The following is a 22,237-nucleotide window of genomic DNA, read 5'->3' on the forward strand; positions in this document are numbered from 1 at the left end:
GGGTTAGAAGCGCAAGAAAATTTGGATGACGGACAGAAACATGAGCAAACTCGAAGATGCATTAGAAGATTTCGACATGGACGATATCCCGGAAGAGGAAGAGTCGATGCTGGAATGGTGGGATTTTGACGATCGCGACGAAATGGTGGACGCGGTCGCCGGCGACATCCAGTTCATCATCGAGAGCGCTCTCGATGCGCGCGGTGATGCGCTGCTGGCGCTGCCCGCCAGCGATGAAGCCATGCCGGTGCTCGAGGCCCTGGCGGAAAAGCCGATCAAATGGAAATATGTCACGATCGTCCCGACCGATGATCTGCTGGTGCCGCTCGACGATCCGCGCAGCCATGTGAAAAAGCTGGCGCAACTGTTTCTGACGCGCGGTGCCCGCGTCCTGCCGCTGGCGCCCGAGCATGACGATTATCATATGGCGGGCGCGGCTGCCGACGCCCGGTTGCGCGACACGAAATGGCCGCCTGATCTGGTCCTGCTCGGCATGGGTGCGGACGGCAGCACCGCCGGCATCATGGAAAGCGCCGATATGGAAGAGGCGCTCGACGGACCGCCGGAGAAAATAGCCGTTGGTCTGCTGCCCGATGACGGCGACACGCCGCTGGTGACGATTACCAAGGCCGCGATTTGCGAAGCGCGGACCGTGGTGGTCCTGCTCAAGGGCGCCGCCAGCCAGACCATGCTCGAGTCGGAAATCGAACAGGGTGCCACCAGCATGGCGCCAATCGGCCGGATATTTGCCGATCTGAGCGTGCCTGTGGATATCTATGTGGAGAATTAAGGGGTAATTGCCGTTTTCTATCGCAGTCCGGTGTGACTAGCGATTGATTTAACTGTGCGATTAAACCATGGTGCCGGGAAAGCGAATCGTCGAATCAGGCGATCGGTATCTTGGAGAACGCCAGACTATGCATCCTTCCGTCCACGCTCAGGAAAATCCTGACAAGCCAGCCGTGATCATGGCGACATCCGGGCAAGTCATCACATATGGCGAGCTGGACAGGCTTTCGAACAAGGTCGCCCAGCTCTATCGCAGCCGTGAGCTGCAGATTGGCGATACGGTCGCCATCTGCATGGAAAACCATCCGCAATTTTTCCCCGTCACCTGGGGATCACAGCGGTCCGGCCTGTTTCAGGTCGCTATTTCCAGCCGTCTTACGCCCGAAGAGGTCAGCTATATCCTGAAGGATTCCGGCGCCAAGCTGCTGGTCAGTTCGGAAAAAATGCTGCCGGTTGTCGATCAGCTGCGCGAGCTCAACCCCGATGTCGAGCAGCTGGTCTATGGCGCGGATGACGAACGCAATATGGAAGCGGCGCTCGAACCGATGCCCGATACGCCGATTGCCGACCAGCGTGCCGGTGTCGACATGCTTTATTCGTCCGGCACCACGGGACAGCCCAAGGGCGTCAAGCTGCCGCTGCCGGAAGACGAGGATATCGCCGGTCCCAATGCCATTGCCGCGCTGGCCCAGATGATCTTCGGCTTTCACAAGGATTGCGTCTATCTCTCGCCGGCGCCGCTTTATCATGCCGCGCCGCTGCGCTGGAATATCGCCGTCCAGGCGCTCGGTGGGACCAGCGTCATCATGGAGAAATTTGATCCCGAACACGCGCTGCAGCTGATCGAGAAATATAAATGCGATGTCGGCCAGTGGGTGCCGACGCATTTCGTCCGGATGCTGAAACTGCCGGAAGAAGTGCGCGCCAAATATGACGTGACCTCGATCAAGAGCGCGGTCCATGCGGCGGCACCGGTGCCGGTGCCGATCAAGGAAGCGATGATCGACTGGTGGGGGCCGGTGCTCAATGAATATTATGCCGGAACCGAAGGCAATGGCTTTGTCTTCTGCAACAGCGAAGGCTGGCTGGGCCACAAGGGATCGGTGGGACAGCCGATCAATTGCGTGATCCACATCTGCGATGAAAATGGCGAGGAAGTGCAGGTCGGCGAAGAAGGTCAGATCTATTTCGAGAGCGGTTCCAAGTTCGAATATCATAATGATCCGGAGAAAACCAAGGCGGCGACGCATGAAAAGGGCTGGACCTCGCTCGGCGATGTCGGGAAGCTGGACGAGGACGGCTTTCTCTATCTGACCGACCGCAAGAGCTTCATGATCATTTCCGGCGGGGTGAATATCTATCCGCAGGAAATCGAAAATCTGCTGGTCACCCATGACAAGGTGGCGGACGCCGCCGTTATCGGCGCGCCGGACGAGGATATGGGCGAGAAGGTTGTCGCGGTCGTGCAGCCGATGGATATGGCGGAAGCCGGAGAAGAGCTGGCGCAGGAGCTGGAAGCCTATCTTCGCCAGTCGCTCTCCGGGGTGAAAGTGCCACGGCGGATCGACTTCCGCCCGGAACTGCCGCGCCACGCCACGGGCAAGCTCTACAAGCGGCTGCTGCGCGACGAATATTGGGACAAGCAAAACGGCCAAACCAGCTAAAGGACCGAGATGATGGCAACCGAAGCATATCCAACCTTGTCAGCGGAAATGGGGACAAAGGTTATCGACCCGCAAAGCTATGCCGAATGGGATGGCCTGCTCGACACATTCGACTGGCTCCGTGACAATATGCCGGTTGCACGAATTGTCGCGGAGGATGACAGCTTCGATCCGTTCTGGCTGATCACTCGTTATGATGATGCCATGCATGTGTCCAAGGACAACAAGACTTTCCTCAACCGCCCCCGGTCGACCGTGTTCACGACGAAAGAGGCTATCGCCTTTTCGGAGCGCGTGACCGGTAGCAAGATGCTGGTGGATTCTCTGGTGACATTCGATGCGCCCATCCACCCCAAATATCGCCGGCTGACCCAGGAATGGTTCATGCCGAAGAATCTGAAAACCATGGAAGCGGAAATCGAGGCCCTGGCCAGAACCACCGTCGACCGGCTGGTGAATGCGGGTACCGAGGCCGATTTTGTCCCGCTGGTCTCCGCGCCTTATCCGCTGCACGTGGTGATGCAGATTCTGGGCGTGCCGGAAGAAGACGAGCAGCGCATGCTCTTTCTCACCCAGCAGATGTTCGGCGGACAGGACGAGGACCTGTCGGGTACCGGCATGAAAGACATGACACCGGAACAGATCACCCAGGTGGTCGCGGGCGCGGTAGCCGAATTTGAACGCTATTTTGCGGCCCTGGCAGCCGACCGGCGGGCAAATCCGACCGATGATGTGGCGAGCGTCATCGCCAATGCCACGGTCGACGGCGAGCCGCTGAATGACCGCGATATGGCCGGCTATTATATCATTGTGGCCAGCGCCGGCCACGACACGACATCGGCTTCCACGGCGGGTGCGATGATGGCGCTGGCACAGGACCCGGAACAGTTCGCGCGGGTCAAGGCGGACCGGAGCCTGCTGCCCGGCATCGTCGAGGAAGCGATCCGCTGGACCAGCCCGGTGCAGCATTTCATGCGCACCGCGGCCGAAGATACCGAGGTTGGTGGCCAGAAGATCGCCAAGGACGACTGGCTGATGATCAACTATGTTGCGGCCAATCATGATCCGGCCCAATTTGATGATCCGCGCAAATTCGACGCGGCGCGCTCGCCCAACCGGCATCTCGCTTTCGGTGCGGGATCGCATCAGTGCCTCGGGCTGCATATGGCGCGGATGGAAATGAAGATATTGTTCAACGAGCTGCTCGACCGGATCGAGACGCTCGAGCTGGCGGGCGAACCGGTGCGCGCCAAATCGACCTTTGTCGGCGGGCTCAAGACCCTGCCGATCCGTTACAGTCTATCAAAATGAAGGACGCACGCGCCCTTGTAATACAGTATAGACGACTCAATTAGAATGCATGGCACAGCCCAAAGGAGAGCAAGATGGTTACCCAATACAAGAATTTGATCAACGGCGAGATGGTCGGCACGGCGGACATGCTGGACGTCGTCAATCCGGCCAATGAAGAAGTGATCGGCCAGGTGCCCGCTTGCGGCGAAGCCGAGCTCAACCAGGCGGTGGCCGCCGCCCGTGCCGCGTTCAAGAGCTGGTCGAAAACCCCGATCGACGAACGCCGCAAGGTGGTCCAGGCGATTGCCGGGGTGATCAATGAAAATAATGACGAGCTGTTCCGCTTGCTGACCGCGGAGCAGGGCAAGCCCCACGCGCAGGCGCAGGGCGAGATCATGGGCGCTGCCTATATGGCCGGCTCGCAGGCCACGCTGGAGCTGGAAGACGAGATCAACGAAGACAGCGACGAGCGCCTGAGCCGTACCCGCCGCGTGCCCGTCGGCGTCGTCGGCGGTATCGTGCCGTGGAATTTCCCGGTGATGATGGCGGTGCAGAAAATTGCGCCCGCTTTGCTGTCCGGTTGCACGATCGTGCTCAAACCGTCCCCGTTCACGCCGCTGACCACCTTGCGTCTGGCCGAACTGATCAAGGATGTTGCACCGGCTGGCGTCGTCAATATCATCACCGGCGAGGACAGCCTCGGCCCGCTTATCACGTCGCATCCCGATATCGACAAGATCACCTTCACCGGCTCCACCGCTACGGGCAAGAAGATCATGGAAGGCGCGTCCAAGGATCTCAAGCGGATCACGCTCGAACTGGGCGGCAACGACGCCTCGATCGTCCTGCCCGACGCCAATGTCGAGAAGGTCGCGGAGCAATTGTTCTGGTCGAGCTTTACCAATGCCGGACAGATCTGCGTTGCTGCGAAGCGCATCTATATCCACGAGGATATTTATGACGAGCTGAGCGCCGCAATTGCGGCCTTTGCCAAAAATGTGAAAGTCGGCGACGGTTCGCAGCAGGGCACGGCGGTCGGTCCGATCCAGAACAAGAAGCAATATGAGCGGGTGCTGGAGCTGATCCAGGACGCCAAGGACAATGACTATAAATTCCTGGTCGGCGGCGATACGCCCGACGACAGCATCCCGGGCTATTATGTGCCGATCACGATCCTCGACAACCCGCCGGAAGACGCGCGGATTGTGGCCGAAGAGCAATTTGGTCCGGTCATGCCGCTGATGAAGTTCAGCACCACCGACGAAGCCATCGCCCGCGCCAATGACAGCGAATATGGTCTGGCCGGTGCGGTCTGGACGGCCAATCCCGACGAAGGCGTTCGCGTTGCCGAACAGCTGGAAACCGGCACGGTATGGGTCAATGAATTTCTGCACCTGTCCCCTTTCGCGCCCTTTGGCGGACATAAACAGTCCGGCTTCGGCGCCGAATATGGCAAGGAAGGCCTGCTCGAATTCACCTATCCGCAGGTGATCACGGTGAAGAAAGACAATGTGCCGGCCTAAGCGCTGTTGATGCGTCTGGAACAAAGCCGGTTATCACTATTGTGATGACCGGCTTTTTCATTTGACGCTAGCGGCTGTGCGGTTTAACCGGTCAGTTAAATTTTCGACTCTCAACCAATCAAAGGAATAAGACTATGGCAGAAGCCTATATTGTTGACGCGGTTCGTACCGCTGGTGGCCGTCGCGGTGGCCGTTTGGCCGGTGTGCATCCGGTGGATCTGGGCGCTGCCACGCTGAACGCGATTGCCGACCGCAATGATTTTGACCCGAGCGCTATCGAAGACGTGATCACCGGCTGCGTCATGCAGGGCGGCGAGCAGAGCGGCGACGTCGGTCGCAACGCGGTTCTCGCGTCCAACCTGCCCGACAGCATTCCTTCGGTTTCGATCGACCGCCAGTGCGGTTCCTCGCAACAGTCGATCCAGTTCGCGGCGCAGGGCGTTATGTCCGGCACCCAGGACATGGTTCTGGCGCACGGCATCGAAAGCATGACCCGCGTGCCGATGGGCTCGACCTTCAAATTGTTCAAGGACGCCGGTCTGGGCACCAATATGTCGGAAGGGCTGCAGGCAGCTTATCCCGGCATCCAGTTCAGCCAGTTCATGGGCGCGGAAATGCTGGTCAAGAAGCACGGCTTCACCCGTGATGATCTCGACCAGTTCGCGCTGGAAAGCCACCAGAAGGCGATCAAGGCCGTCGAATCGGGTGCCTTTGACAATGAAATCGTCGCGGTCGAAATCGAAACCGCTGAAGGCAAGGAACAGCACAAGGTGGACGAAGGCATCCGCTTTGACGCAACCAAGGAAAGCATCGGCGCTGTTAAGCTGCTGCAGGAAGGCGGCGCGATTACCGCTGCCAACGCCAGCCAGATCTGCGACGGTTCGAGCGCGGTTCTGGTCTGTTCCGAACAGGCGCTGAAAGACCATGGCCTGACCCCGCGCGCGCGGATCGTCAATCTGACCGTGACCGCCGGCGACCCGGTGATCATGCTCGAAGAACCTCTGTTCGCGACCGACCGCGCTTTGCAGCGCGCTGGCATGAACATCGGTGACATCGACCTTTATGAAGTGAACGAAGCCTTCGCTCCTGTCCCGCTCGCATGGCTGAAACATGTCGGTGCGGACCGTGACAAGATCAACGTCAACGGCGGCGCGATTGCCCTGGGCCATCCGCTCGGCGCATCGGGTACCAAATTGATGGCGACCCTGCTCAACGCGATGGATGCCCGCGGCTCGAAATATGGTCTGCAGACGATGTGCGAAGGCGGCGGTCAGGCGAACGTCACGATCATCGAACGCCTCGGTTAATGGAAATTATCGTCATCCTGAACCTGTTTCGGGATGACGAACGATAGAAGAAAGACAAGAATATGGAACTCAACAGCAATATCTCAGCCGTCATCACCGGTGGTGCATCGGGCCTTGGCGCCGCGACCGCCCGTCGTCTGGCTGCAAAGGGCGTGAAAGTCGCCCTGTTCGACCTCAACGAGGAAAAAGGCGAAGCGCTGGCCTCCGAACTGGGCGGCGTTTTCTGCAAGGTCAACGTTACCGAAGACGACAGCGTCGACGCGGGCTTCGAAAAAGCACGCGCGGCCAATGGCCAGGAACGTATCCTTGTGAACTGCGCCGGCATCGGCAACGCGATCAAGACCGTCAGCCGTTCCAAGGAAGACGGATCGATCAAGCATTTCCCGATGGATGCCTTCAACTTCGTCATCCAGGTCAATCTGGTCGGTACCTTCCGTTGCATCGCCAAATCGGCGGCTGGCATGCTGACCCTCGACCCGCTCGCCGACGGCGATCGCGGCGCGATGGTCAACACCGCCTCGGTAGCGGCTGAAGATGGCCAGATCGGTCAGGCAGCCTATTCCGCTTCCAAGGGCGGCGTTGTCGGCATGACCCTGCCGATCGCGCGTGACCTGTCCCGCGAAGGCATCCGTCTCAACACCATCCTGCCCGGTATTTTCGATACGCCATTGCTCGCCGGTGCACCGCAAAATGTACGCGACGCGCTGGGCGCCATGGTGCCGCATCCGCCGCGGCTCGGCCAGCCGGACGAATATGCCGCGCTTGCCATGTGCATGATCGAGACGCAATATTTCAACGGCGAAGATGTCCGCCTTGATGGCGCCATCCGGATGGCACCGCGCTAGACAAGAAAAATCAGGGGGCCGCGAGAAACTCGCGGCCCTTTTTGTATCTGATGGAGAAGTTCATGACCGACTATACGCAGATCCTCTATGACGTCGCCGACAATATTGCGACGATCACGATCAACCGGCCGGAAAAGATGAACGCCTTCACCGGGACGATTATCAGGGAAATGATCGACGCCTTTGATCATATCGATGCCGATGACGATGTGCGGGCGGTGGTGGTTACCGGGGCAGGCAACCGCGCTTTTTGCGCCGGTGCCGACCTGACTCCGGAAGACGGCAAGAAGCCGTTCGCCAGCGAAGAGCCGGTGGAGGATTATTCCGATCCCCGCGTCCGCGATGGTGGCGGTCTGCTGATCCTGCGGATTTATCAATGTCTCAAGCCCGTGATCGGCGCGATCAACGGCGTCGCCGTAGGGGTCGGCGCAACGATGTTGCTGCCGATGGATATGCGGCTGGCCAGCGAGACGGCCCGCTTCGGCTTTGTCTTCGCCCGTCGCGGCATTGCCCCCGATGGTGCGGCCAGCTGGTTCCTGCCAAATCTCGTCGGCCGGGCGCAGGCGCTCGAATGGTGCCTGACCGGACGGGTATTCGATGCCGAGGAGGCGCTGAAGGGCGGTCTTGTCCGTTCGCTCCACAAGCCCGAAGACCTTCTCCCCGCCGCTTATGCCCTGGCCCGCGAGATTGTCGACAATACGGCGCCGGTGTCGATTGCCGTCACGCGGCAGATGCTGTGGCAATTGCCCGCCGCAGACCATCCGATGGAAGCGCACAAGGTCGACAGCCGGATCATCTATAATCGGGCGAAATCCGCCGATGCCAAAGAGGGTATTGCGAGCTTTCTGGAGAAGCGCAGTCCCAACTATCCGGATAAAGTGTCCAGCGACTTGCCAGACAGCTTTCCATGGTGGGAAGAACCTGCTTATAAGTGACAAAAATGTGACGAAGTGCGTATAGGGGAAGAATATGACCGTCGATAAAATGGTGGCCAAGGATGGTGAAGCCGGGGCGCGAGACAAGCTGATCGAGACCGCCAGCCAGATCATGCGCAAGGGCGACACGATCGATATATCGTTCAGCGAGCTGTCGGTCCTGTCGGGTCTCAACAGCGCGCTCGTCAAATATTATTTCGGCAACAAGGATGGCCTGCTCGAAGCCATTCTCGAACGGGACATGGACAATATTCTCGAACAGGTCGGTCTGCTGATCCAGAAGGACATGCCGCCCGAGGACAAGCTGCGCCACCATATCGGTGCGGTGATCGATACCTATCACGAATTTCCCTATCTCAACCGTCTGACCATGCGGCTGATCCGGGACCTGCCGCCCGAAGGCGCGCGCAAGATTGCGGACAAATATCTGAAACCTTTGTCGGAAGCCTATAATATTTTTGTCGGCGCCGGCATCAAGTCGGGCGTGTTCCGCGAAATGAACCCGGATCTTTTCTATTCCGCGGTGACCGGCGCGGCCGACCGTTTCTTCACCGGCAAGCTGGTCTGGAAATATTGCTACGGCCGCGACGATTTCGACGAGCGGATGCGCGATTCCTATCGCGAGCAGACCGTCGATCTGATCATGGCGGGCATTCTCAAACAATAATCGACGGAAACGGGGGACGATCGCATGAGCAAGGCTATAGGACTATTCGGACTGGCTTTATCACTGGCGATCGCTTCGCCGGCCCTCGCCCATGGCAGCAAGGCGCCAGACGCCCCGTCCCACGGCCCGGTGATGAGCGCGGATCAGATCTATTCGGCCTTCGGCTGGGATTTTGACAAGGCCGAGATTAAAACCCAGAAAGTGGCCGACGGCCTCTATGTCCTGTTCGGACTAGGCGGCAATATCGCGGTTTCGGTCGGCAAGGACGGCACATTGATCGTCGACGACCAGTTCCCGCAGCTGATGCCGAAGATCAAGGCGGCGCTGAAGGAAATCGGCAGCGAAGATGTCGATTTCGTGGTCAACACCCACTGGCATTTTGACCATGCCGACGGCAATCTGGCTCTCGGCAAGGAAGGCAGCTGGATCGTCAGCCAGTCCAACAGCCGGGCGATGATGCTGGACGACCAGGTCGTCAATTTCGGGCCTTTTGCCGGCGAGCAGAAAGCCTATCCCGAACATGCCCTGTCCGACATCACCTTTGACCGGACCATGCAGTTCCATATCAACGGCGAGAAGATCGACCTGCTGCACGTCGGCCCGGCGCACACCAACGGCGATACGGCGGTCCTCTTCCGCGGGACGAACGCCGTCCATCTCGGCGATGTTTTCAACAATAGCGGCTATCCCTTCATCGACGCCGACAATGGCGGCGACCTCGCGGGCATGATCGCTTTCTGTCAGGCCGTCCATGACACGATCGACGATGATACGATCGTCATCCCGGGGCACGGGCCGGTCACCGACCGCGCCAAGCTGGCCCGTTATATAGAAGTGCTGACCATCATCCAGAGCCGCGTGCAGGCGCTGATCGACGATGGCAAAAGCCTGACGGAAATCATGGCCGCCAAACCGACGGCGGACTTCGATGAGGAATTTCAGGCCAACGAGATGATGCTGCCAAGCTTTCTGAGCCGTGTCTACGCGAGCCTGACGCGGGAGTAGGCCTTACTCCGCGGCTTCGCCTTCAGGTTCCAGCTTGTCCTGTGTGCGCAATTCGAAATCGCTGGCATCGTGTCGTTCGCGTAGCTGGCTTTCGAGATCACCCCAGGCGCGGTTGACCATTTTGCCGCGCTGCACGGCGGGGCGCTTGCCGATCATGTCGGTCCAGCGATTCATATGCTTGTAGGAGGCGGTGTCGAGAAATTCGGCGGCTTCATAGACGACATTCTTCACCAGCGCGCCATACCAGGGCCAGATTGCCATATCGGCGATGCTATATTCGTCGCCAGCCATATATTCATTGTCGGCGAGATGGCGGTCGAGCACGTCGAGCTGGCGTTTGACCTCCATTGCGAAGCGGTCGATGCAATATTCGATCTTCACCGGCGCATAGGCATAGAAATGGCCAAAGCCGCCGCCGAGATAGGGCGCGCTGCCCATTTGCCAGAACAGCCAGTTCAGCGCTTCGGTGCGCTTGTTGTGATCGCTGGGGAGGAATGCGCCGAATTTCTCGGCGAGATAGAGGAGCATCGAGCCGGATTCGAACAGGCGCGTCGGCGTGTCGGTGCTGTGGTCCATCAATGCCGGGATCTTGCTGTTCGGGTTGATGTCGACAAAGCCGCTGCCGAACTGGTCGCCTTCGCTGATATTGATGAAATAGGCGTCATATTCCGCGCCCTTGTGGCCGAGCGCCAGCAGTTCCTCGAGCATCACCGTGACCTTCACGCCATTGGGCGTTGCCATCGAATAAAGCTGCAGCGGGTGCTTGCCGACCGGCAGCTCGACGTCCTTGGTCGGGCCGGCGATCGGGCGGTTGATATTGGCGAAGCGGCCGCCATTGGCCTTGTCCCATTTCCAGACTTTCGGGGGCGTGTAATCGGGCAGATTGTCGGTCATGGGATCATTCCTTTTTGGATTGGCCGTTGTTGCTCTGGACAAGCGGTAGCATTTGCCATCGCCCCGATCACGCAAGTTTTTCTGCGTCCGCTCCAAGCGGACTTTTTGTCTCAGCCTAGTCGCGCGGCGGAATGCTGTGCACCATGGTCAGAAACTGCAGCGTCGTTCCGGCGCGGCGATGCTCGGACAGGGCCTGATACTCCGGGTCATTATACCAGGCGGTCGCCGCTTCCTCGTTGGGGAAGCGGAACATCACCACCCGGCCTTCGGGCGGAGCCGCGCCTTCGAAGGTGACGCTGCCGTCATCATAGGTGATGAACTCCCCGCCATGCCGTTTGAGGATCGGGAAAAATCCCTTTTCATATTCGCGATATTTCGCCGCGTCCTGCACGGTGAAATTGGCGACGACATGGACGGGTTGTTCGGTCATCATCTGTTTCCTAGTTCATTTCTGCGAAGGTCTTGTCTTTGTCGACCCGCACATCCTGCGGCAGGCCCAGCACCCGTTCGGCGATGATATTTTTCAGGATCTCGTCGGTGCCGCCGGCGATTCTCAGACCCGGCGCCCACATGAAGCTTTCCTGGAATATTGCATCGGACGGCGCTTCGTCCTTGTCGACGATCAGGCCGAAATGGTCCTGCATCTCGATCGCGCTGTTGCAGATATCCTGCAGATGGTTGGCGTTAATGATCTTGCCAATGGCATTTTCAGGACCCGGTGTTTCACCACGCGACAGGGCGGTCTGGGTGCGGAATTTGGTCAGCTTGTAACCCTGTGCCGCGACATACCAGTCGGCCAGTTTGGCGCGGAAGGCCTGGTCGGACAATGTGCCGGCGGAGCGCGCATAATCCATGATTTCCTTCCAGTCGGGACCCGGTGAACCACCGACTGCCAGCCGTTCGTTCATCAGGGTGACGAGCGCGACCTTCCAGCCCATGCCGGGCTCGCCGAGCCGGTCGCTGTCGGGAATGCGGACGTCGGTGAAATAGACCTCGTTAAATTCCTTGCCGCCGGACGCCTGATGGATCGGCCGCACGTCGACGCCCTTCTGCTTCATGTCGACGATGAACATGGTCAGGCCCTTGTGCTTGGGCACATTGGGGTCGGTACGGACCAGAAGGATGCCATAATCGGAATAATGGGCACCGGAAGTCCACACTTTCTGACCATTTATGACCCATTCGTCACCATCTTTGACCGCTTTTGTCTTGAGACCGGCAACATCCGACCCGGCAGCCGGTTCGGAGAAAAGCTGGCACCAGATTTCCTCGCCCATCAGGGCTTTCTGGACATAGCGCTTCTTGTGCTCGTCCGATCCGAAGGCAATCACCGTCGGCACGCACATGCCGAGGCCGATGGCAAAGGGGCCGGTCGGCGCATCGAACTTGGCTTCTTCCTGTCCCCAGATGACCTGCTGCATCACGGTGCCGCCACGGCCGCCCATTTCCTTGGGCCAGGTGATCTGCGCAAAGCCGCCTTCCGCCTTGGTCTTCTGCCAGGCCTTGGCGCGTTCGAGAAAATCCTCGCGGCCACCCGAGCGCAAGGCGCCCGGCGTCTTGGGCTTGAGATGCTGAGAGAGAAAGGCGTTCGCTTCGGCGCGAAATTCTGCTTCTTCTGCTGTGTCGTTGAAATCCATAGTCTATTCCTTCACTTTGTGGCCCGGGCGCGAATGTCCGTTCGCGCTGAGCGTGTCGAAGTCCGAGTGCGCGCCAACCTGTCCTTCGACAGGCTCAGGACGAACGGCACTCCGGGTTCGGGATTCAGTCATTTTTCGCTTCGAGCGCGCTGACCAGCTTTTCTTTCCAGACAGCCGGGCTGCCGGCCTGAACGGCGAGCAATTTGGCGCGGCGATAGAAGAGGTGGCAATCCACCTCCCAGGTGAAGCCCATGCCGCCATGCGTCTGGATATTCTCTTTCGAGGCAAACCAGTAAGCTTCCGAGGCCGCGACCCGTGCTGCGGCTGCCGCTTCGGGCAGTTCCGCGGCGTCGCTCGACAGCGCCCAGGCGCCATAATAAGCGTTGGAGCGGGCGACCTCGTTTTTCACATACATGTCGGCCAGCTTGTGCTTGATCGCCTGATTGCCACCGATGGCACGGCCGAATGCGACCCGTTCCTTGGCATAGGCATTGGCCATTTCGAGACAGCGCGACGCGCCGCCCAGTTGCTCAAAGGCGATCAATACCGCTGCGCGGTCGTTGATCTGGTCGAGCAGCGCCATGCCATTGCCGGCTTCGCCGAGAAGCTCGGCCGATGCGCCGTCGAAGCTGATCGTCGCGTGGCTGCGGGTGGGTTCGAGCGTCTTGACCGGCTCCCGCGAGACGCCGTTCTGGTTGAGATCGACAATGACGAGGCTCTCGCCGCTGCCGTCCTTCACCAGCACAATCGCGTGGGTGGCGATATCGCCATCGGTGACAGGGATCTTCTTGCCCGTGATGCTGCCGTCCTTCAGCCGGGTAGCAATATTACCGGCCTTGATCTCGCCCGGCCCTTCGCTGACCGCGATGCAGCCGATCAGGCTGCCGTCGGCCACTTTCGGCAACAGTTGCGATTTCTGGTCTTCACTGCCCGCGATTTTCAGCGCTTCGGCAAAGAAATAGGCGGATGATCCGAAGGGCACCGGCGCCAGCGCCCGGCCCAGTTCCTCGGCAATCACGCAAAGTTCGAGCATGCCGAGGCCAAGCCCGCCATATTCTTCGGGGATCGCTGCACCAAGCCAGCCCATTTCGACAATCTGTTTCCAGACGCCTTCATTGTGGCTCTTGCTGTCATCATCCAGCACTTCGCGGACATGCGCGGTCGTGCATTGCGCTTCGAGAAACTTGCGTGCTTCGTCTCGAAGAAATTTTTGATCGTCGGAAAAATCAAAATTCATAGTTCAGGCCTCATCCCGTTGTTTATATTATTATGTCAGTCGTCGTTGGCGGGCATGTTGAGCGCGCCGCGTATTTCGTCATTGTCCGCGCCGAGTGTCGGCGGATCGGCATAGATATTGGCCGGGCTGGCGGAATAGTGCACCGGATGTTTGATCGTTCTATATTTGCCGATCTTCTCGCCTTCGCGTTCCTGCCAGAAACCGACCTGCTGGAGATGGGGATCGGTCAGAACGTCCTCCATCTTGTTGTAGCGCATCGCCGGAATATTATGTTCGTCGAGCAGCGGCAGCCATTCGTCCGTGGTCTTGGTCGCAGCAATCTCCTCGATCAGGGCGTAGAGCGCGGTGATATTCTTGGTCCGCTGGGAATAATCGGAAAAGCGGGGCTCGTCAAAGACGCCAGGCTTGCCGCCGAGCTCGAAGAACTTCCGCCACTGCGCGTCATTATAGGGAACCAGACCGATATAGCCGTCCTTGGTCGGATAGGGCTTGCGGTTTTCGTTGATCGAGCGGGTGTAGGCCAGCTTGCCATTGCCCGGAATGAAGGTTTCGCCCCAGAGATTTTCGACCATGTTGAACCAGGTGAAGGCTTCGAACATCGGCACCTGGACAAATTGCCCTTCGCCGGTCTTTTCCTTGTGATACATCGCCGCGAGCGTGGCGTTGACCGCGAACAGGCCGATGGTCTTGTCGGCGACCAGCGACGGCATATAGAGCGGACGACCGCTATCACCGCGCATTTCAAACAGGCTGGCAAAGCCGGAGGCGCACTGGATCAGGTCGTCATAGGCCTGGCGCTTTTCATATTCGCCGCCCTGGCCGAAACCGGCGCAATGGACATAGACGATGCCGGGGTTGATCGCCTTGACGCTTTCATAGTCGAGGCCCAGCCGCTCCATGCCGGCCAGCCGGACATTGTGGAAGAACACGTCGGCATGTTTCAGCAGCTCAAGGATGACGGCCTTGTCATCGTCATTCTTGCCGTTGAGGGTCACCGATTTCTTGTTGCGGTTGAGCGCGGTGAATATCGGGCCGAGGTCGCCGGTCGGATTGTCGCCGGCATGGCGCATCATGTCGCCGCCGAACTTGCCTTCGCCATTTTCGATCTTGATGACGTCGGCGCCCATGTCAGCGAAATTGAGAGTGGCGAAAGGGCCGAGGACCACGGTAGACATGTCGACGATTTTCAAACCCTTCAGGGGGCCTGTCGGTTCCGTATCCCATTTTAGTTCCGGCCAGCCGCTCATCCAATATTCTCCATTTTAGCTAGTGCATGATTCCAGCATGCTGTTATCATGTTTAATCGATTGATGAACTGTTTATTTTGAGGGAATTAGGATGGTATTGGCAGATCCCAAGGCACCGGTGCTGATCGGTGTCGGCGAGGCAAGCGGCGCGAAACTGAAGCAATCGCAAGGGCTTGAATGGCCATCGACGGTCGACCTGGCGTCGGCGGCGATCGGGGAAGCGCTGGCCGATAGCGGCGCTGGCGAAAAACTGGCCGCGTCGATCGACTGCCTGCTCTCGATTCGCCTGTTCCACGACAGCGGTCTGCCGCATGATTTCGGCTCGCCAGAGAATCACCCGGAAGCGGTGGCCACGGCTGCCGGTCTCGATCCCGCGCATCTGCTCTATGGCGATGTCGGCGGCCAGAGCCCGCAGAAACATCTCAACAAGCTCGCCTGTCAGGTGCATGACGGCGAATATAAGGCGGTGGTCCTGTCGAGCGCCGAGAATATGGGCACCGTCAAACGGGCGCGGCGCAGCGGTCATGAGCTGGACTGGAACCAGCCGGCGACCCGCGACATGACCGACCTGATCACGACCGAAGACAAGATGCTGACCGCCTATGAATGGCGGCAGGGGATCATCAACATGCCGATGGCTTACGGCATTGTCGAAAACGCCCGCCGCGCGCGGCTCGGCATGGACCGTGACAGCTATGCGCAGAGCATGGCCGAACTGTGGGAGGCCTTTGCCGGCGTGTCGCTGACGCGCGAACATGCCCAATTTGCCCGCGACTGGACGGCGGAAGAATTGCTGGCCGATGATCATGGCAATTACCGGCTCAACGATCCCTATCGCCGCTGGATGGTGGCGCAGGATGCGGTCGAACTGGGCGCGGCGGTGATATTGACCACGGCTGGTCATGCTGCCGAACTCGGCATAGCCGAAGACAAGATGATCTATCTGCATAGCGGCGCCGACGCGAGCGTGCCGTTGATGAGCCTGCAGGACGACCTGTCCGTTTCGCCGGCGATGCAGGTCGCTTTTCCCAAGGCACTGGAACTGGCGGAAGTGGAAGCCGGGGATCTCGGCCCGATCGATATTTACAGCTGTTTCCCCGTTGCCGTCTCGCTGGCGATGGACGCGCTCGGTTCACCAGATCGCTCGCTGGCTTCCTATACGCTCACCGGTGGCCTCAGCTTCTTTGGCGGGCCTGGCAACAGCTACAGCGCCCACGGCATGGTCGCGCTGGTCCAGGCGTTGCGCAAGGATGGCAGCAAGCCGGGGATGATCTCTGCCAATGGCGGCGTGATCAACAAGGAATCGGTCGGCATTTATGCGGCACAGCCGGTTGCCGGGGGCTGGTCCCCCGACCGGATCGCGGCGCCGGTGCGTATCCCGAAACCCGACCATGTCAAAGCGGACCATTTCTTCAGCGGCAAGGGCGTGATCAAAAGCTATGCCATGCCTTATGGCAAGGCCAGCCGCGGCGCGGCGAGCGTGTGGCTGGAGGACGGGCAAGGCTTGCCCGCCATCGGAATCCTGCCCGATGCACCGGAAGATACCGACCTGATCGGCCTGGCGGTGGATGTTGTCACTGCTGATGATCGCAATATCGCGAAACTCAGCGGATAGTCTGCATATCCAGCAGCTCGATTTGCGGGGTTAGATAGCCGTCGCGGCAGGGTTCTTCCTTCGCCAGATCGGTCGACAGATATTTGCTGTTGCTGTCCGGGAACACGGTCGCCACGGCGCGCATTTCCGCGCCGGTGGCCGCGTCCTGCGCGAGGGCGCAGCGGACCGCGGCGATCAGATTGCCGCCGCTCGAAATGCCGACGCCAAGCCCGAGCTGCTTGCACAGTTTCTGCGCCATCAGGATGGAATCGCCATCGTTCACGCCGATCACGGCATCGACCTGATCGAGCTTTACGATTTCCGGGATAAATTCGTCGGACACGCCCTGGATGCGATGGTGGCCGACCTTGTGGCCGGTCGACAGGGTGGGCGATTCGACCGGCTCGACCGGATGGACCGATATGCGGGCGTCGCGTTCTTTCAGGAAACGCCCGACGCCCATCACCGTGCCGCCGGTGCCGACGCCGGCGACAAAACCGCCGATCTGTCCGCCGTCCTGCGTGACCTGGTTCCAGATTTCCGGCGCGGTGCCCTGGCAATGGGCGCTGCAATTATCCTCGTTGGAAAATTGGCGCGGCAGAAACGCGCCTGCGTTTTTGCCCAATGCCTCGGCCATCGCGATGGAACCGAGAAAACCGCCTTCCTCCTTGGAGACCAGCCGGATCTCTGCGCCATGGCTGGCGAGAATCGCGCGGCGCTCCACGCTCATCCAGTCGGGCATGAAGATGGTCACCGGGTGACCGAGCGCGGTCCCGAGCGCCGCTATCGCGATTCCGGCATTGCCGCTGGTCGCCTCGGCAATCCGCTGACCGGGCTTCAGCGCGCCCGAGCGCGTCGCGTTGCGGAGAATGTTGAGCGCCATCCGGTCCTTGATGCTGCCGGAGAAATTATACATTTCAGCCTTGGCATAGACGGTGATGTCCTTCCCTTCGCAACGGAGTTTGATGCGCAGCATCGGTGTGTTGCCGATCAGTCCGGCAAGGCAGTGAAATTTATCGTCTGATGTGCGGCCGACGCGGTCGAGCATATGGGGGCCTCCTTGAACAAGACCCTCTTATGGACAGGCAAATGACAAATATCTTTGCCAAAAATCCTTTGAAGCGGCAGTGTATCGTGATAAAATTCTATAAATGACCGAAAACGTAAAAAATATTGATGATAATGACCGAAATATCCTGAAAGCCTTGCAGCGGGACGCAAGCCTGTCGCTGGAAAATCTCGCGGCGCAGCTCAGCCTGTCGACCAACGCCTGTTGGCGGCGGATCAAGCGGATGGAGGCGGACGGCATCATCGCCCGCCGGGTCGCGATCGTCGATCCGGAAGCGGTCGGCCTGAACATGACTGTGTTTGTCGCCGTACGCACCAGCGACCATAGCGACAAATGGCTGACAAAATTCGCCGCTGCCGCCTCTTCGATCGAGGAGGTGGTCGAATTCTACCGGATGGCGGGCGAGGTCGACTATATGCTCAAGCTGCTGGTGCGTGATGTCGCCGATTATGACCGGGTGTACAAGAAACTGATCAAGGCGGTGCCCTTGTCCGACGTGTCGGCGAGCTTCGCGATGGAGCGGATCAAATATGAGACGGCGGTACCGGTGTGAGGGTTCGTCGCGTCATGTCCGGGGATCTGCTGCAATAATGCTGGCGTCCGCTTTCGGACGCAAAAAATCCTCGCTACCGCATCCGCTTATTCCCGTGGCGAACATATCGCGACCCGCTGGCTACGCTGGTCAATCGCGATCCTGTATTTCTGCAACAGCTTGCCACCGACGAGCAGTTCGGGAAAGCGGTCGGAAACGCGGATATCGACATCGCTCTCATGCGCGGCGCCGATCCGCACGGGTCCGCGAAGGGTCGCGCGATGGGTTTCGATCACCGTATTGGTGAGTCTGCCTTTCCCTGCCGTTTCAAGCGGGCTGGCGGCGACCTGATCATATAATGTCTTTGGCAGGACGAGGAAGATATTGGCGCCGCTATCGAGATTGCCGGTGGTCTCGATGTCGCCGATCGACACGGGCACGCGGAAAGGGCGCGTATAGGATAGGGCTCCCGGCGCATCGGGCTTTATCATTTGCTTCCGGCTGAAAGACAGGGTCCGGGACGGGAAGTCGATGATCAGCAAGCCGTCGGCAAAAAACTCGCGGCCGATAATGCCTGAAATCGCCGCTTCGGGGGGTCCCTTGCTGCTATAATCCCGCGTTATGACGTCGAGATCCTTGCGCACAAAGCCGCCTATTTCAAGCGAGTCAAAACGGGTCATATCGACCGTCGCAACATTCACCCCGTCGCTGGTTTCGGTGGTCTGGATGATCGGTAAGCTGAGCGCTTTCGTCAGACTGGCGTCGGCGCGTCCCATGCCGCTGGCACCGGTATCGACCGCAAATGTGTGATAGTTGCCGCCGTTCACCCGCGCCTGCACATAAACACGGCCCTGCACGATCTCAAATGGGACGTTGATCAGCGCATCCTCTTGCGGAATTGTTACTGTGCTGCAGGCATCCCGTTCGATTGCGGAAACAATATCAGGACTATGCACACAACCGGCGAGAGCAGCGAGCGCCAGGGCGATCGGAAATTTATCTGTCATACTGTATTATTGCACTAAGGCGCGTTGGCGGTCAAGGCGGTGTGTATCGGCGTGCTCCGACCTGTGCTTGGCGTCCGCTACTCAATCAATATAGCAATTCGCCGCCGCTGCTTCGGCAATCGAGGAAGTGGCCGAATTCTACCGGATGGCCGGCGAGGTCGACTATATGCTCAAACCGCTGGTCCGCGATGTCGCCGACTATGACCGGGTGTACAAGAAACTGATCAAGGCAGTACCCCTGTCCGACGTGTCGGCGAGCTTTGCGATGGAGCGGATCAAATATGAGACGGCGGTGCCGGTTTGAGGGGACTGGGTAACGCTAGTGTCCGTTATGGGCGCAAAAGGGGACTTTGAAACCCATTTGATTCCCAATACAATCGCAGGTATCCGAGATCACTCCTCAGTTAGATTGCTATCCATGGAAAAATACACAGTTACATTTGAAGATGAGGTGATCCGCAAGGAACAAATCTTTGAAGGTATCACTGACGTTGTAAAACTTGGTTTTTCTGGGATCAGCAACTGGGATGCTTTTGACGAACTGATTTTTGAAAATTTAGAAGCCAGAGACATACAGATAGTAGTCAATCACGAGTCAACCTTACGATTGCCCGCCAGAGATTTGGAAATATATCTCGACCTAAGGTCCGAGTTATCACTGAAATTTGGCGACAAAATCCAGTTTAATTTCAGTCAATGATGTTTGTTACCCAATGTCCGTTTTCGGGATATTGCGGACAATTACCAATCAAATCATTGAACAACCGTTTCGTTTCAAATAGCAAGACGCAATGACATCCGTACCGGTATCAGCAGAAACCTCAGTTGAACGGCCGATTCCAACCTTGTGGCGCGAGGGGCTGCAAGCGTTCGCTGATTTGTATACGGTGGGTGCAACGTCCGAAGCCAACGAACTCTTCATATTTGCTATAGTTGACGAGGATACCAGAGAAATCAACAAGACGAATATCGCTGACTATCCTGATAGTTTAGGTTCTTTGACCAGCCAGTCCTGGGAAACATCGATTTGCGTGTGGGAAGATGGGCATTGGACCGTCTTGATCGACCTTTGCGATGGCTTTGGCGATGTTACAGATCTTGTCCTTCACATGACGATTTACGAGCAAGGCGCCAACTACAAAGTAATACCCGGTCTGATTTACGTTCCTTGAATGTGAAACTTCGAAAAACTAATGTCCGATTTCGAAAAAAGCCGACACCAAATCACCGAACAGCCAACCCCATCAAACGGCCACAACCTCCTGCCGGATCGCGCCAAAGATCGAATGACCGTCCGCATCCAGCATCTGGATTTGACGATGCAGCTATAGCCGAGGTCGCCTTCGGGCCCCTGATTGGATACGGTGCCGGAACCGAAATTAAGCTGTTGGTCCGCGATGTCGCCGATTATGACCGGGTCTACAAGAAACTGATCAAAGCGGTGCCCTTGTCCGACGTGTCGGCGAGCTTCGCGATGGAGCGGATTAAGTATGAGACGGCGGTGTCGGTTTGAAAGCCCCTGCATGATGTCGAGTCACTTCTTCCATTTGCAAATGACTTAGTGGTCGCTATTCTTCTGCATGATGATGGATGAAAAGCTGCGGGGTGGATCACTATGGGTTGCTATTATGGCAGCTACGCTTGCGCTTGTTTCTGTTTTTTCGTCAGTCGCGCGTGAAATATTCATTCAGCCAGTGCTATATACCACTATTGCAGCTGTATTTGTGCTCTTCATGCGAATAATTTCCTGCAAGGCATACCGCAGCGGCATTGATAACATTGATTTGGCAATGCAGGGGACTGATCCATGGCCGGGTCGCTGGAAAAAACTGTCTGATCCCGAATGGGGGCTTTTTGGAAGAAATTGTGGCACGCCCTTGATCCTGAAGGTCAGAGCTATCTTGTTTTTGGGAAGTATTCCTGTCGCCTTTATGCAAAACTGGCTAGGTCCAGAGATATTCTATCTCTGGTTTGCAGCTACGCTTCTAAGCCTGGAACTCAGTTTGATGTACGCCGCGCTACATGGAACAAGCGAAGAAATCTAAGGCCCGCTTCCGAGATTTGCGTACACCAAAGTCCTTGGACAATCACTAAACTCCCGCATCAAACGGAAAAACCAACCCCATCAAACCGCCACAACCTCCTGCCGGATCGCGCCGCAGATCGAATGGCCATCCGCATCCAGCATCTGGATTTTCACCGTATCGCCCGCTGACATAAATGGCGTTTTGGGCGCGCCGTCGTTTGTCGTTTCGATCATCCGGATTTCGGCGATGCAACAGCTGCTGGTCCGTGATGTCGTCGACTATGACCGGGTGTACAAGAAGCTGATCAAGGCGGTGCCCTTGTCCGACGTGTTAGCGAGCTTCGCGATGGAGCGGATAGCTTCATGGCTGTTGACAAATGTTACTCGGCTAACACAATCTGCGTCTTGTTTACTGATGGAGTTTTTGTTTTGATAAATGGCCAGCGTGATAACTAGAATCTGGCGGGCGCTGGCTCAACCGTTCGCGGTAGCAAATTGCGTGGAGGCCTGTTGTGAGGATGACGTCGAATTGGCAAAAAAATACTACTCGCAGTTTGAAGAGAGCATTGAGGCACGACATTTAGCTTTGGGTGGTCGAATAAGGCTACTGGAACGCGACTATGAGGGAGCGAGACGTTATTTTGAGAAGGCCGCACGCTCAGTATCTCAAAAGAGAAACAAGCGTCACAGATACGTATGGGAATATTGTAGTTTTTACCTCAGCCTTATGAACAAGGATGGAATGCACGAACGGCATCGCGACGCTGCACTTAGCTTAAAGCCAACCAGAACTCTGTTCCGTATGTTGCCGCTTGCACTGAAAGACTGGCAACAGTCGCATGATGCGTCCGCTCCGAATCCACCCACCAATTTCGATTACGTGCCATCTAAATCAAACTATTCAGTGGACGTGTCCATAAAATTCAAATCGGATGATCATTGATTTTTGCTCTAGTGCCCAATTGC

The 22,237-nt window shown here is 57.9% G+C and carries 24 protein-coding genes and 1 pseudogene; 17 read left to right on the forward strand and 8 right to left on the reverse strand.

Translation table 11 applies throughout. From position 1 onward, the window contains the following. The first annotated feature begins 40 nt into the window (after positions 1-40). From CHN51_RS07890 to CHN51_RS07930, 9 genes are all read left to right on the forward strand, one after another. Positions 41-790 (forward strand): 6-phosphogluconolactonase, encoded by a 750-nt coding sequence (locus CHN51_RS07890; RefSeq protein WP_346426336.1) that lies wholly within the window; start codon positions 41-43, stop codon positions 788-790. A gap of 127 nt (positions 791-917) precedes the next feature. After that, positions 918-2,453 carry an acyl-CoA synthetase gene (locus tag CHN51_RS07895; protein WP_100093524.1) on the forward strand — a complete coding sequence of 512 codons (1,536 nt, stop codon included), beginning with the start codon at positions 918-920 and terminating at the stop codon, positions 2,451-2,453. Positions 2,454-2,465: 12 nt separating this feature from the next. Beyond that, entirely contained in the window at positions 2,466-3,764 is a 1,299-nt protein-coding gene (locus tag CHN51_RS07900; RefSeq protein ID WP_100095478.1) for a cytochrome P450, read from the forward strand. A 74-nt stretch (positions 3,765-3,838) separates the two neighbouring features. Continuing rightward, positions 3,839-5,269, forward strand: a complete 1,431-nt coding sequence (locus CHN51_RS07905; protein WP_100093525.1) for an aldehyde dehydrogenase family protein — start codon at positions 3,839-3,841, stop codon at positions 5,267-5,269. Positions 5,270-5,403: 134 nt separating this feature from the next. Next, positions 5,404-6,576, forward strand: coding sequence for an acetyl-CoA C-acetyltransferase (locus CHN51_RS07910; RefSeq protein WP_100093526.1), 1,173 nt, complete (start codon positions 5,404-5,406; stop codon positions 6,574-6,576). A 62-nt stretch (positions 6,577-6,638) separates the two neighbouring features. Then, the gene (locus CHN51_RS07915) at positions 6,639-7,421 is read left to right on the forward strand and encodes an SDR family NAD(P)-dependent oxidoreductase (RefSeq protein ID WP_100093527.1); all 783 of its coding nucleotides are present in this window, start codon (positions 6,639-6,641) and stop codon (positions 7,419-7,421) included. 62 nt (positions 7,422-7,483) lie between these two features. Continuing rightward, entirely contained in the window at positions 7,484-8,356 is an 873-nt protein-coding gene (locus tag CHN51_RS07920) for a crotonase/enoyl-CoA hydratase family protein (protein WP_100093528.1), read from the forward strand. A 34-nt stretch (positions 8,357-8,390) separates the two neighbouring features. Then, the gene (locus CHN51_RS07925) at positions 8,391-9,023 is read left to right on the forward strand and encodes a TetR family transcriptional regulator (protein ID WP_100093529.1); all 633 of its coding nucleotides are present in this window, start codon (positions 8,391-8,393) and stop codon (positions 9,021-9,023) included. A 24-nt stretch (positions 9,024-9,047) separates the two neighbouring features. After that, positions 9,048-10,028: an MBL fold metallo-hydrolase gene (locus CHN51_RS07930; RefSeq protein ID WP_100093530.1), complete on the forward strand. Its 981-nt coding sequence runs from the start codon at positions 9,048-9,050 to the stop codon at positions 10,026-10,028. Between the two features lie 3 nt (positions 10,029-10,031). Here CHN51_RS07930 and yghU read toward each other — a convergent pair whose 3' ends face one another. From yghU to CHN51_RS07955, 5 genes are all read right to left on the reverse strand, one after another. Continuing rightward, positions 10,032-10,922 carry a glutathione-dependent disulfide-bond oxidoreductase gene (gene yghU / locus CHN51_RS07935; protein ID WP_100093531.1) on the reverse strand — a complete coding sequence of 297 codons (891 nt, stop codon included), beginning with the start codon at positions 10,920-10,922 and terminating at the stop codon, positions 10,032-10,034. 115 nt (positions 10,923-11,037) lie between these two features. Further along, a complete protein-coding gene (locus tag CHN51_RS07940; protein ID WP_206170032.1) occupies positions 11,038-11,355 on the reverse strand; it encodes a DUF1330 domain-containing protein in 318 nt (105 codons plus the stop codon). 7 nt (positions 11,356-11,362) lie between these two features. Next, positions 11,363-12,559, reverse strand: coding sequence for an acyl-CoA dehydrogenase family protein (locus CHN51_RS07945; RefSeq protein WP_100093533.1), 1,197 nt, complete (start codon positions 12,557-12,559; stop codon positions 11,363-11,365). Between the two features lie 124 nt (positions 12,560-12,683). Further along, the gene (locus CHN51_RS07950) at positions 12,684-13,796 is read right to left on the reverse strand and encodes an acyl-CoA dehydrogenase family protein (protein WP_100093534.1); all 1,113 of its coding nucleotides are present in this window, start codon (positions 13,794-13,796) and stop codon (positions 12,684-12,686) included. Between the two features lie 35 nt (positions 13,797-13,831). After that, positions 13,832-15,043 carry a CoA transferase gene (locus tag CHN51_RS07955; protein WP_100093535.1) on the reverse strand — a complete coding sequence of 404 codons (1,212 nt, stop codon included), beginning with the start codon at positions 15,041-15,043 and terminating at the stop codon, positions 13,832-13,834. A gap of 91 nt (positions 15,044-15,134) precedes the next feature. Here CHN51_RS07955 and CHN51_RS07960 point away from each other — a divergent pair, with 91 nt between their 5' ends. Continuing rightward, positions 15,135-16,658, forward strand: coding sequence for a hypothetical protein (locus CHN51_RS07960; RefSeq protein WP_100093536.1), 1,524 nt, complete (start codon positions 15,135-15,137; stop codon positions 16,656-16,658). On the opposite strand, the gene CHN51_RS07965 is transcribed toward CHN51_RS07960, so the two are convergent. Then, positions 16,648-17,685, reverse strand: coding sequence for a cysteine synthase family protein (locus CHN51_RS07965; protein ID WP_100093537.1), 1,038 nt, complete (start codon positions 17,683-17,685; stop codon positions 16,648-16,650). The genes CHN51_RS07960 and CHN51_RS07965 overlap by 11 nt on opposite strands. 103 nt (positions 17,686-17,788) lie before the next feature. On the opposite strand from CHN51_RS07965, the gene CHN51_RS07970 reads away from it, so the two are divergent. Continuing rightward, positions 17,789-18,259 carry an Lrp/AsnC family transcriptional regulator gene (locus tag CHN51_RS07970; protein ID WP_100093538.1) on the forward strand — a complete coding sequence of 157 codons (471 nt, stop codon included), beginning with the start codon at positions 17,789-17,791 and terminating at the stop codon, positions 18,257-18,259. Positions 18,260-18,345: 86 nt separating this feature from the next. Here the strand turns inward: CHN51_RS07970 and CHN51_RS07975 are convergent, their stop codons facing one another. Then, complete coding sequence (locus tag CHN51_RS07975; RefSeq protein WP_100093539.1) at positions 18,346-19,245, reverse strand: aspartyl protease family protein; 900 nt, start codon at positions 19,243-19,245, stop codon at positions 18,346-18,348. A 106-nt stretch (positions 19,246-19,351) separates the two neighbouring features. Here CHN51_RS07975 and CHN51_RS07980 point away from each other — a divergent pair. The 5 genes and pseudogenes from CHN51_RS07980 to CHN51_RS07995 all read left to right on the forward strand — a co-directional run. Beyond that, positions 19,352-19,549, forward strand: a pseudogene (locus CHN51_RS07980) (Lrp/AsnC ligand binding domain-containing protein); the annotation flags it as partial. Positions 19,550-19,663: 114 nt separating this feature from the next. Next, complete coding sequence (locus CHN51_RS07985; RefSeq protein WP_123906274.1) at positions 19,664-19,945, forward strand: hypothetical protein; 282 nt, start codon at positions 19,664-19,666, stop codon at positions 19,943-19,945. Between the two features lie 91 nt (positions 19,946-20,036). Beyond that, entirely contained in the window at positions 20,037-20,417 is a 381-nt protein-coding gene (locus CHN51_RS07990) for a hypothetical protein (protein WP_123906275.1), read from the forward strand. Between the two features lie 215 nt (positions 20,418-20,632). Further along, positions 20,633-20,758 (forward strand): hypothetical protein, encoded by a 126-nt coding sequence (locus CHN51_RS20305; protein WP_276308614.1) that lies wholly within the window; start codon positions 20,633-20,635, stop codon positions 20,756-20,758. A 67-nt stretch (positions 20,759-20,825) separates the two neighbouring features. Further along, positions 20,826-21,290: a hypothetical protein gene (locus tag CHN51_RS07995; protein WP_100093543.1), complete on the forward strand. Its 465-nt coding sequence runs from the start codon at positions 20,826-20,828 to the stop codon at positions 21,288-21,290. Positions 21,291-21,370: 80 nt separating this feature from the next. On the opposite strand, the gene CHN51_RS08000 is transcribed toward CHN51_RS07995, so the two are convergent. Then, on the reverse strand, positions 21,371-21,505 hold the full coding sequence (locus tag CHN51_RS08000) for a hypothetical protein (protein ID WP_346426337.1): 135 nt from the start codon (positions 21,503-21,505) through the stop codon (positions 21,371-21,373). A 13-nt stretch (positions 21,506-21,518) separates the two neighbouring features. On the opposite strand from CHN51_RS08000, the gene CHN51_RS08005 reads away from it, so the two are divergent. Further along, positions 21,519-21,704 carry a hypothetical protein gene (locus CHN51_RS08005; RefSeq protein WP_100093544.1) on the forward strand — a complete coding sequence of 62 codons (186 nt, stop codon included), beginning with the start codon at positions 21,519-21,521 and terminating at the stop codon, positions 21,702-21,704. Positions 21,705-22,237: the final 533 nt, after the last annotated feature.

The organism is Sphingorhabdus sp. YGSMI21, from assembly GCF_002776575.1.
Classification (GTDB): domain Bacteria; phylum Pseudomonadota; class Alphaproteobacteria; order Sphingomonadales; family Sphingomonadaceae; genus Parasphingorhabdus.

Excerpts from the sequence above, each read along its gene's own strand:
- CHN51_RS07990 (WP_123906275.1), top strand. The coding sequence starts at position 20,037 with ATGACATCCGTACCGGTATCAGCAGAAACCTCAGTTGAACGGCCGATT.
- CHN51_RS07965 (WP_100093537.1), bottom strand. The coding sequence starts at position 17,685 with ATGCTCGACCGCGTCGGCCGCACATCAGACGATAAATTTCACTGCCTT.
- yghU (WP_100093531.1), bottom strand. The coding sequence starts at position 10,922 with ATGACCGACAATCTGCCCGATTACACGCCCCCGAAAGTCTGGAAATGG.
- CHN51_RS07910 (WP_100093526.1), top strand. The coding sequence starts at position 5,404 with ATGGCAGAAGCCTATATTGTTGACGCGGTTCGTACCGCTGGTGGCCGT.
- CHN51_RS07925 (WP_100093529.1), top strand. The coding sequence starts at position 8,391 with ATGACCGTCGATAAAATGGTGGCCAAGGATGGTGAAGCCGGGGCGCGA.
- CHN51_RS07950 (WP_100093534.1), bottom strand. The coding sequence starts at position 13,796 with ATGAATTTTGATTTTTCCGACGATCAAAAATTTCTTCGAGACGAAGCA.
- CHN51_RS07955 (WP_100093535.1), bottom strand. The coding sequence starts at position 15,043 with ATGAGCGGCTGGCCGGAACTAAAATGGGATACGGAACCGACAGGCCCC.
- CHN51_RS07890 (WP_346426336.1), top strand. The coding sequence starts at position 41 with ATGAGCAAACTCGAAGATGCATTAGAAGATTTCGACATGGACGATATC.
- CHN51_RS07975 (WP_100093539.1), bottom strand. The coding sequence starts at position 19,245 with ATGACAGATAAATTTCCGATCGCCCTGGCGCTCGCTGCTCTCGCCGGT.
- CHN51_RS07960 (WP_100093536.1), top strand. The coding sequence starts at position 15,135 with ATGGTATTGGCAGATCCCAAGGCACCGGTGCTGATCGGTGTCGGCGAG.
- CHN51_RS07970 (WP_100093538.1), top strand. The coding sequence starts at position 17,789 with ATGACCGAAAACGTAAAAAATATTGATGATAATGACCGAAATATCCTG.
- CHN51_RS07995 (WP_100093543.1), top strand. The coding sequence starts at position 20,826 with ATGATGATGGATGAAAAGCTGCGGGGTGGATCACTATGGGTTGCTATT.
- CHN51_RS08000 (WP_346426337.1), bottom strand. The coding sequence starts at position 21,505 with ATGATCGAAACGACAAACGACGGCGCGCCCAAAACGCCATTTATGTCA.
- CHN51_RS07985 (WP_123906274.1), top strand. The coding sequence starts at position 19,664 with ATGGAAAAATACACAGTTACATTTGAAGATGAGGTGATCCGCAAGGAA.
- CHN51_RS07920 (WP_100093528.1), top strand. The coding sequence starts at position 7,484 with ATGACCGACTATACGCAGATCCTCTATGACGTCGCCGACAATATTGCG.
- CHN51_RS07940 (WP_206170032.1), bottom strand. The coding sequence starts at position 11,355 with ATGATGACCGAACAACCCGTCCATGTCGTCGCCAATTTCACCGTGCAG.
- CHN51_RS08005 (WP_100093544.1), top strand. The coding sequence starts at position 21,519 with ATGCAACAGCTGCTGGTCCGTGATGTCGTCGACTATGACCGGGTGTAC.
- CHN51_RS07915 (WP_100093527.1), top strand. The coding sequence starts at position 6,639 with ATGGAACTCAACAGCAATATCTCAGCCGTCATCACCGGTGGTGCATCG.
- CHN51_RS07905 (WP_100093525.1), top strand. The coding sequence starts at position 3,839 with ATGGTTACCCAATACAAGAATTTGATCAACGGCGAGATGGTCGGCACG.
- CHN51_RS07930 (WP_100093530.1), top strand. The coding sequence starts at position 9,048 with ATGAGCAAGGCTATAGGACTATTCGGACTGGCTTTATCACTGGCGATC.
- CHN51_RS07895 (WP_100093524.1), top strand. The coding sequence starts at position 918 with ATGCATCCTTCCGTCCACGCTCAGGAAAATCCTGACAAGCCAGCCGTG.
- CHN51_RS07900 (WP_100095478.1), top strand. The coding sequence starts at position 2,466 with ATGGCAACCGAAGCATATCCAACCTTGTCAGCGGAAATGGGGACAAAG.
- CHN51_RS07945 (WP_100093533.1), bottom strand. The coding sequence starts at position 12,559 with ATGGATTTCAACGACACAGCAGAAGAAGCAGAATTTCGCGCCGAAGCG.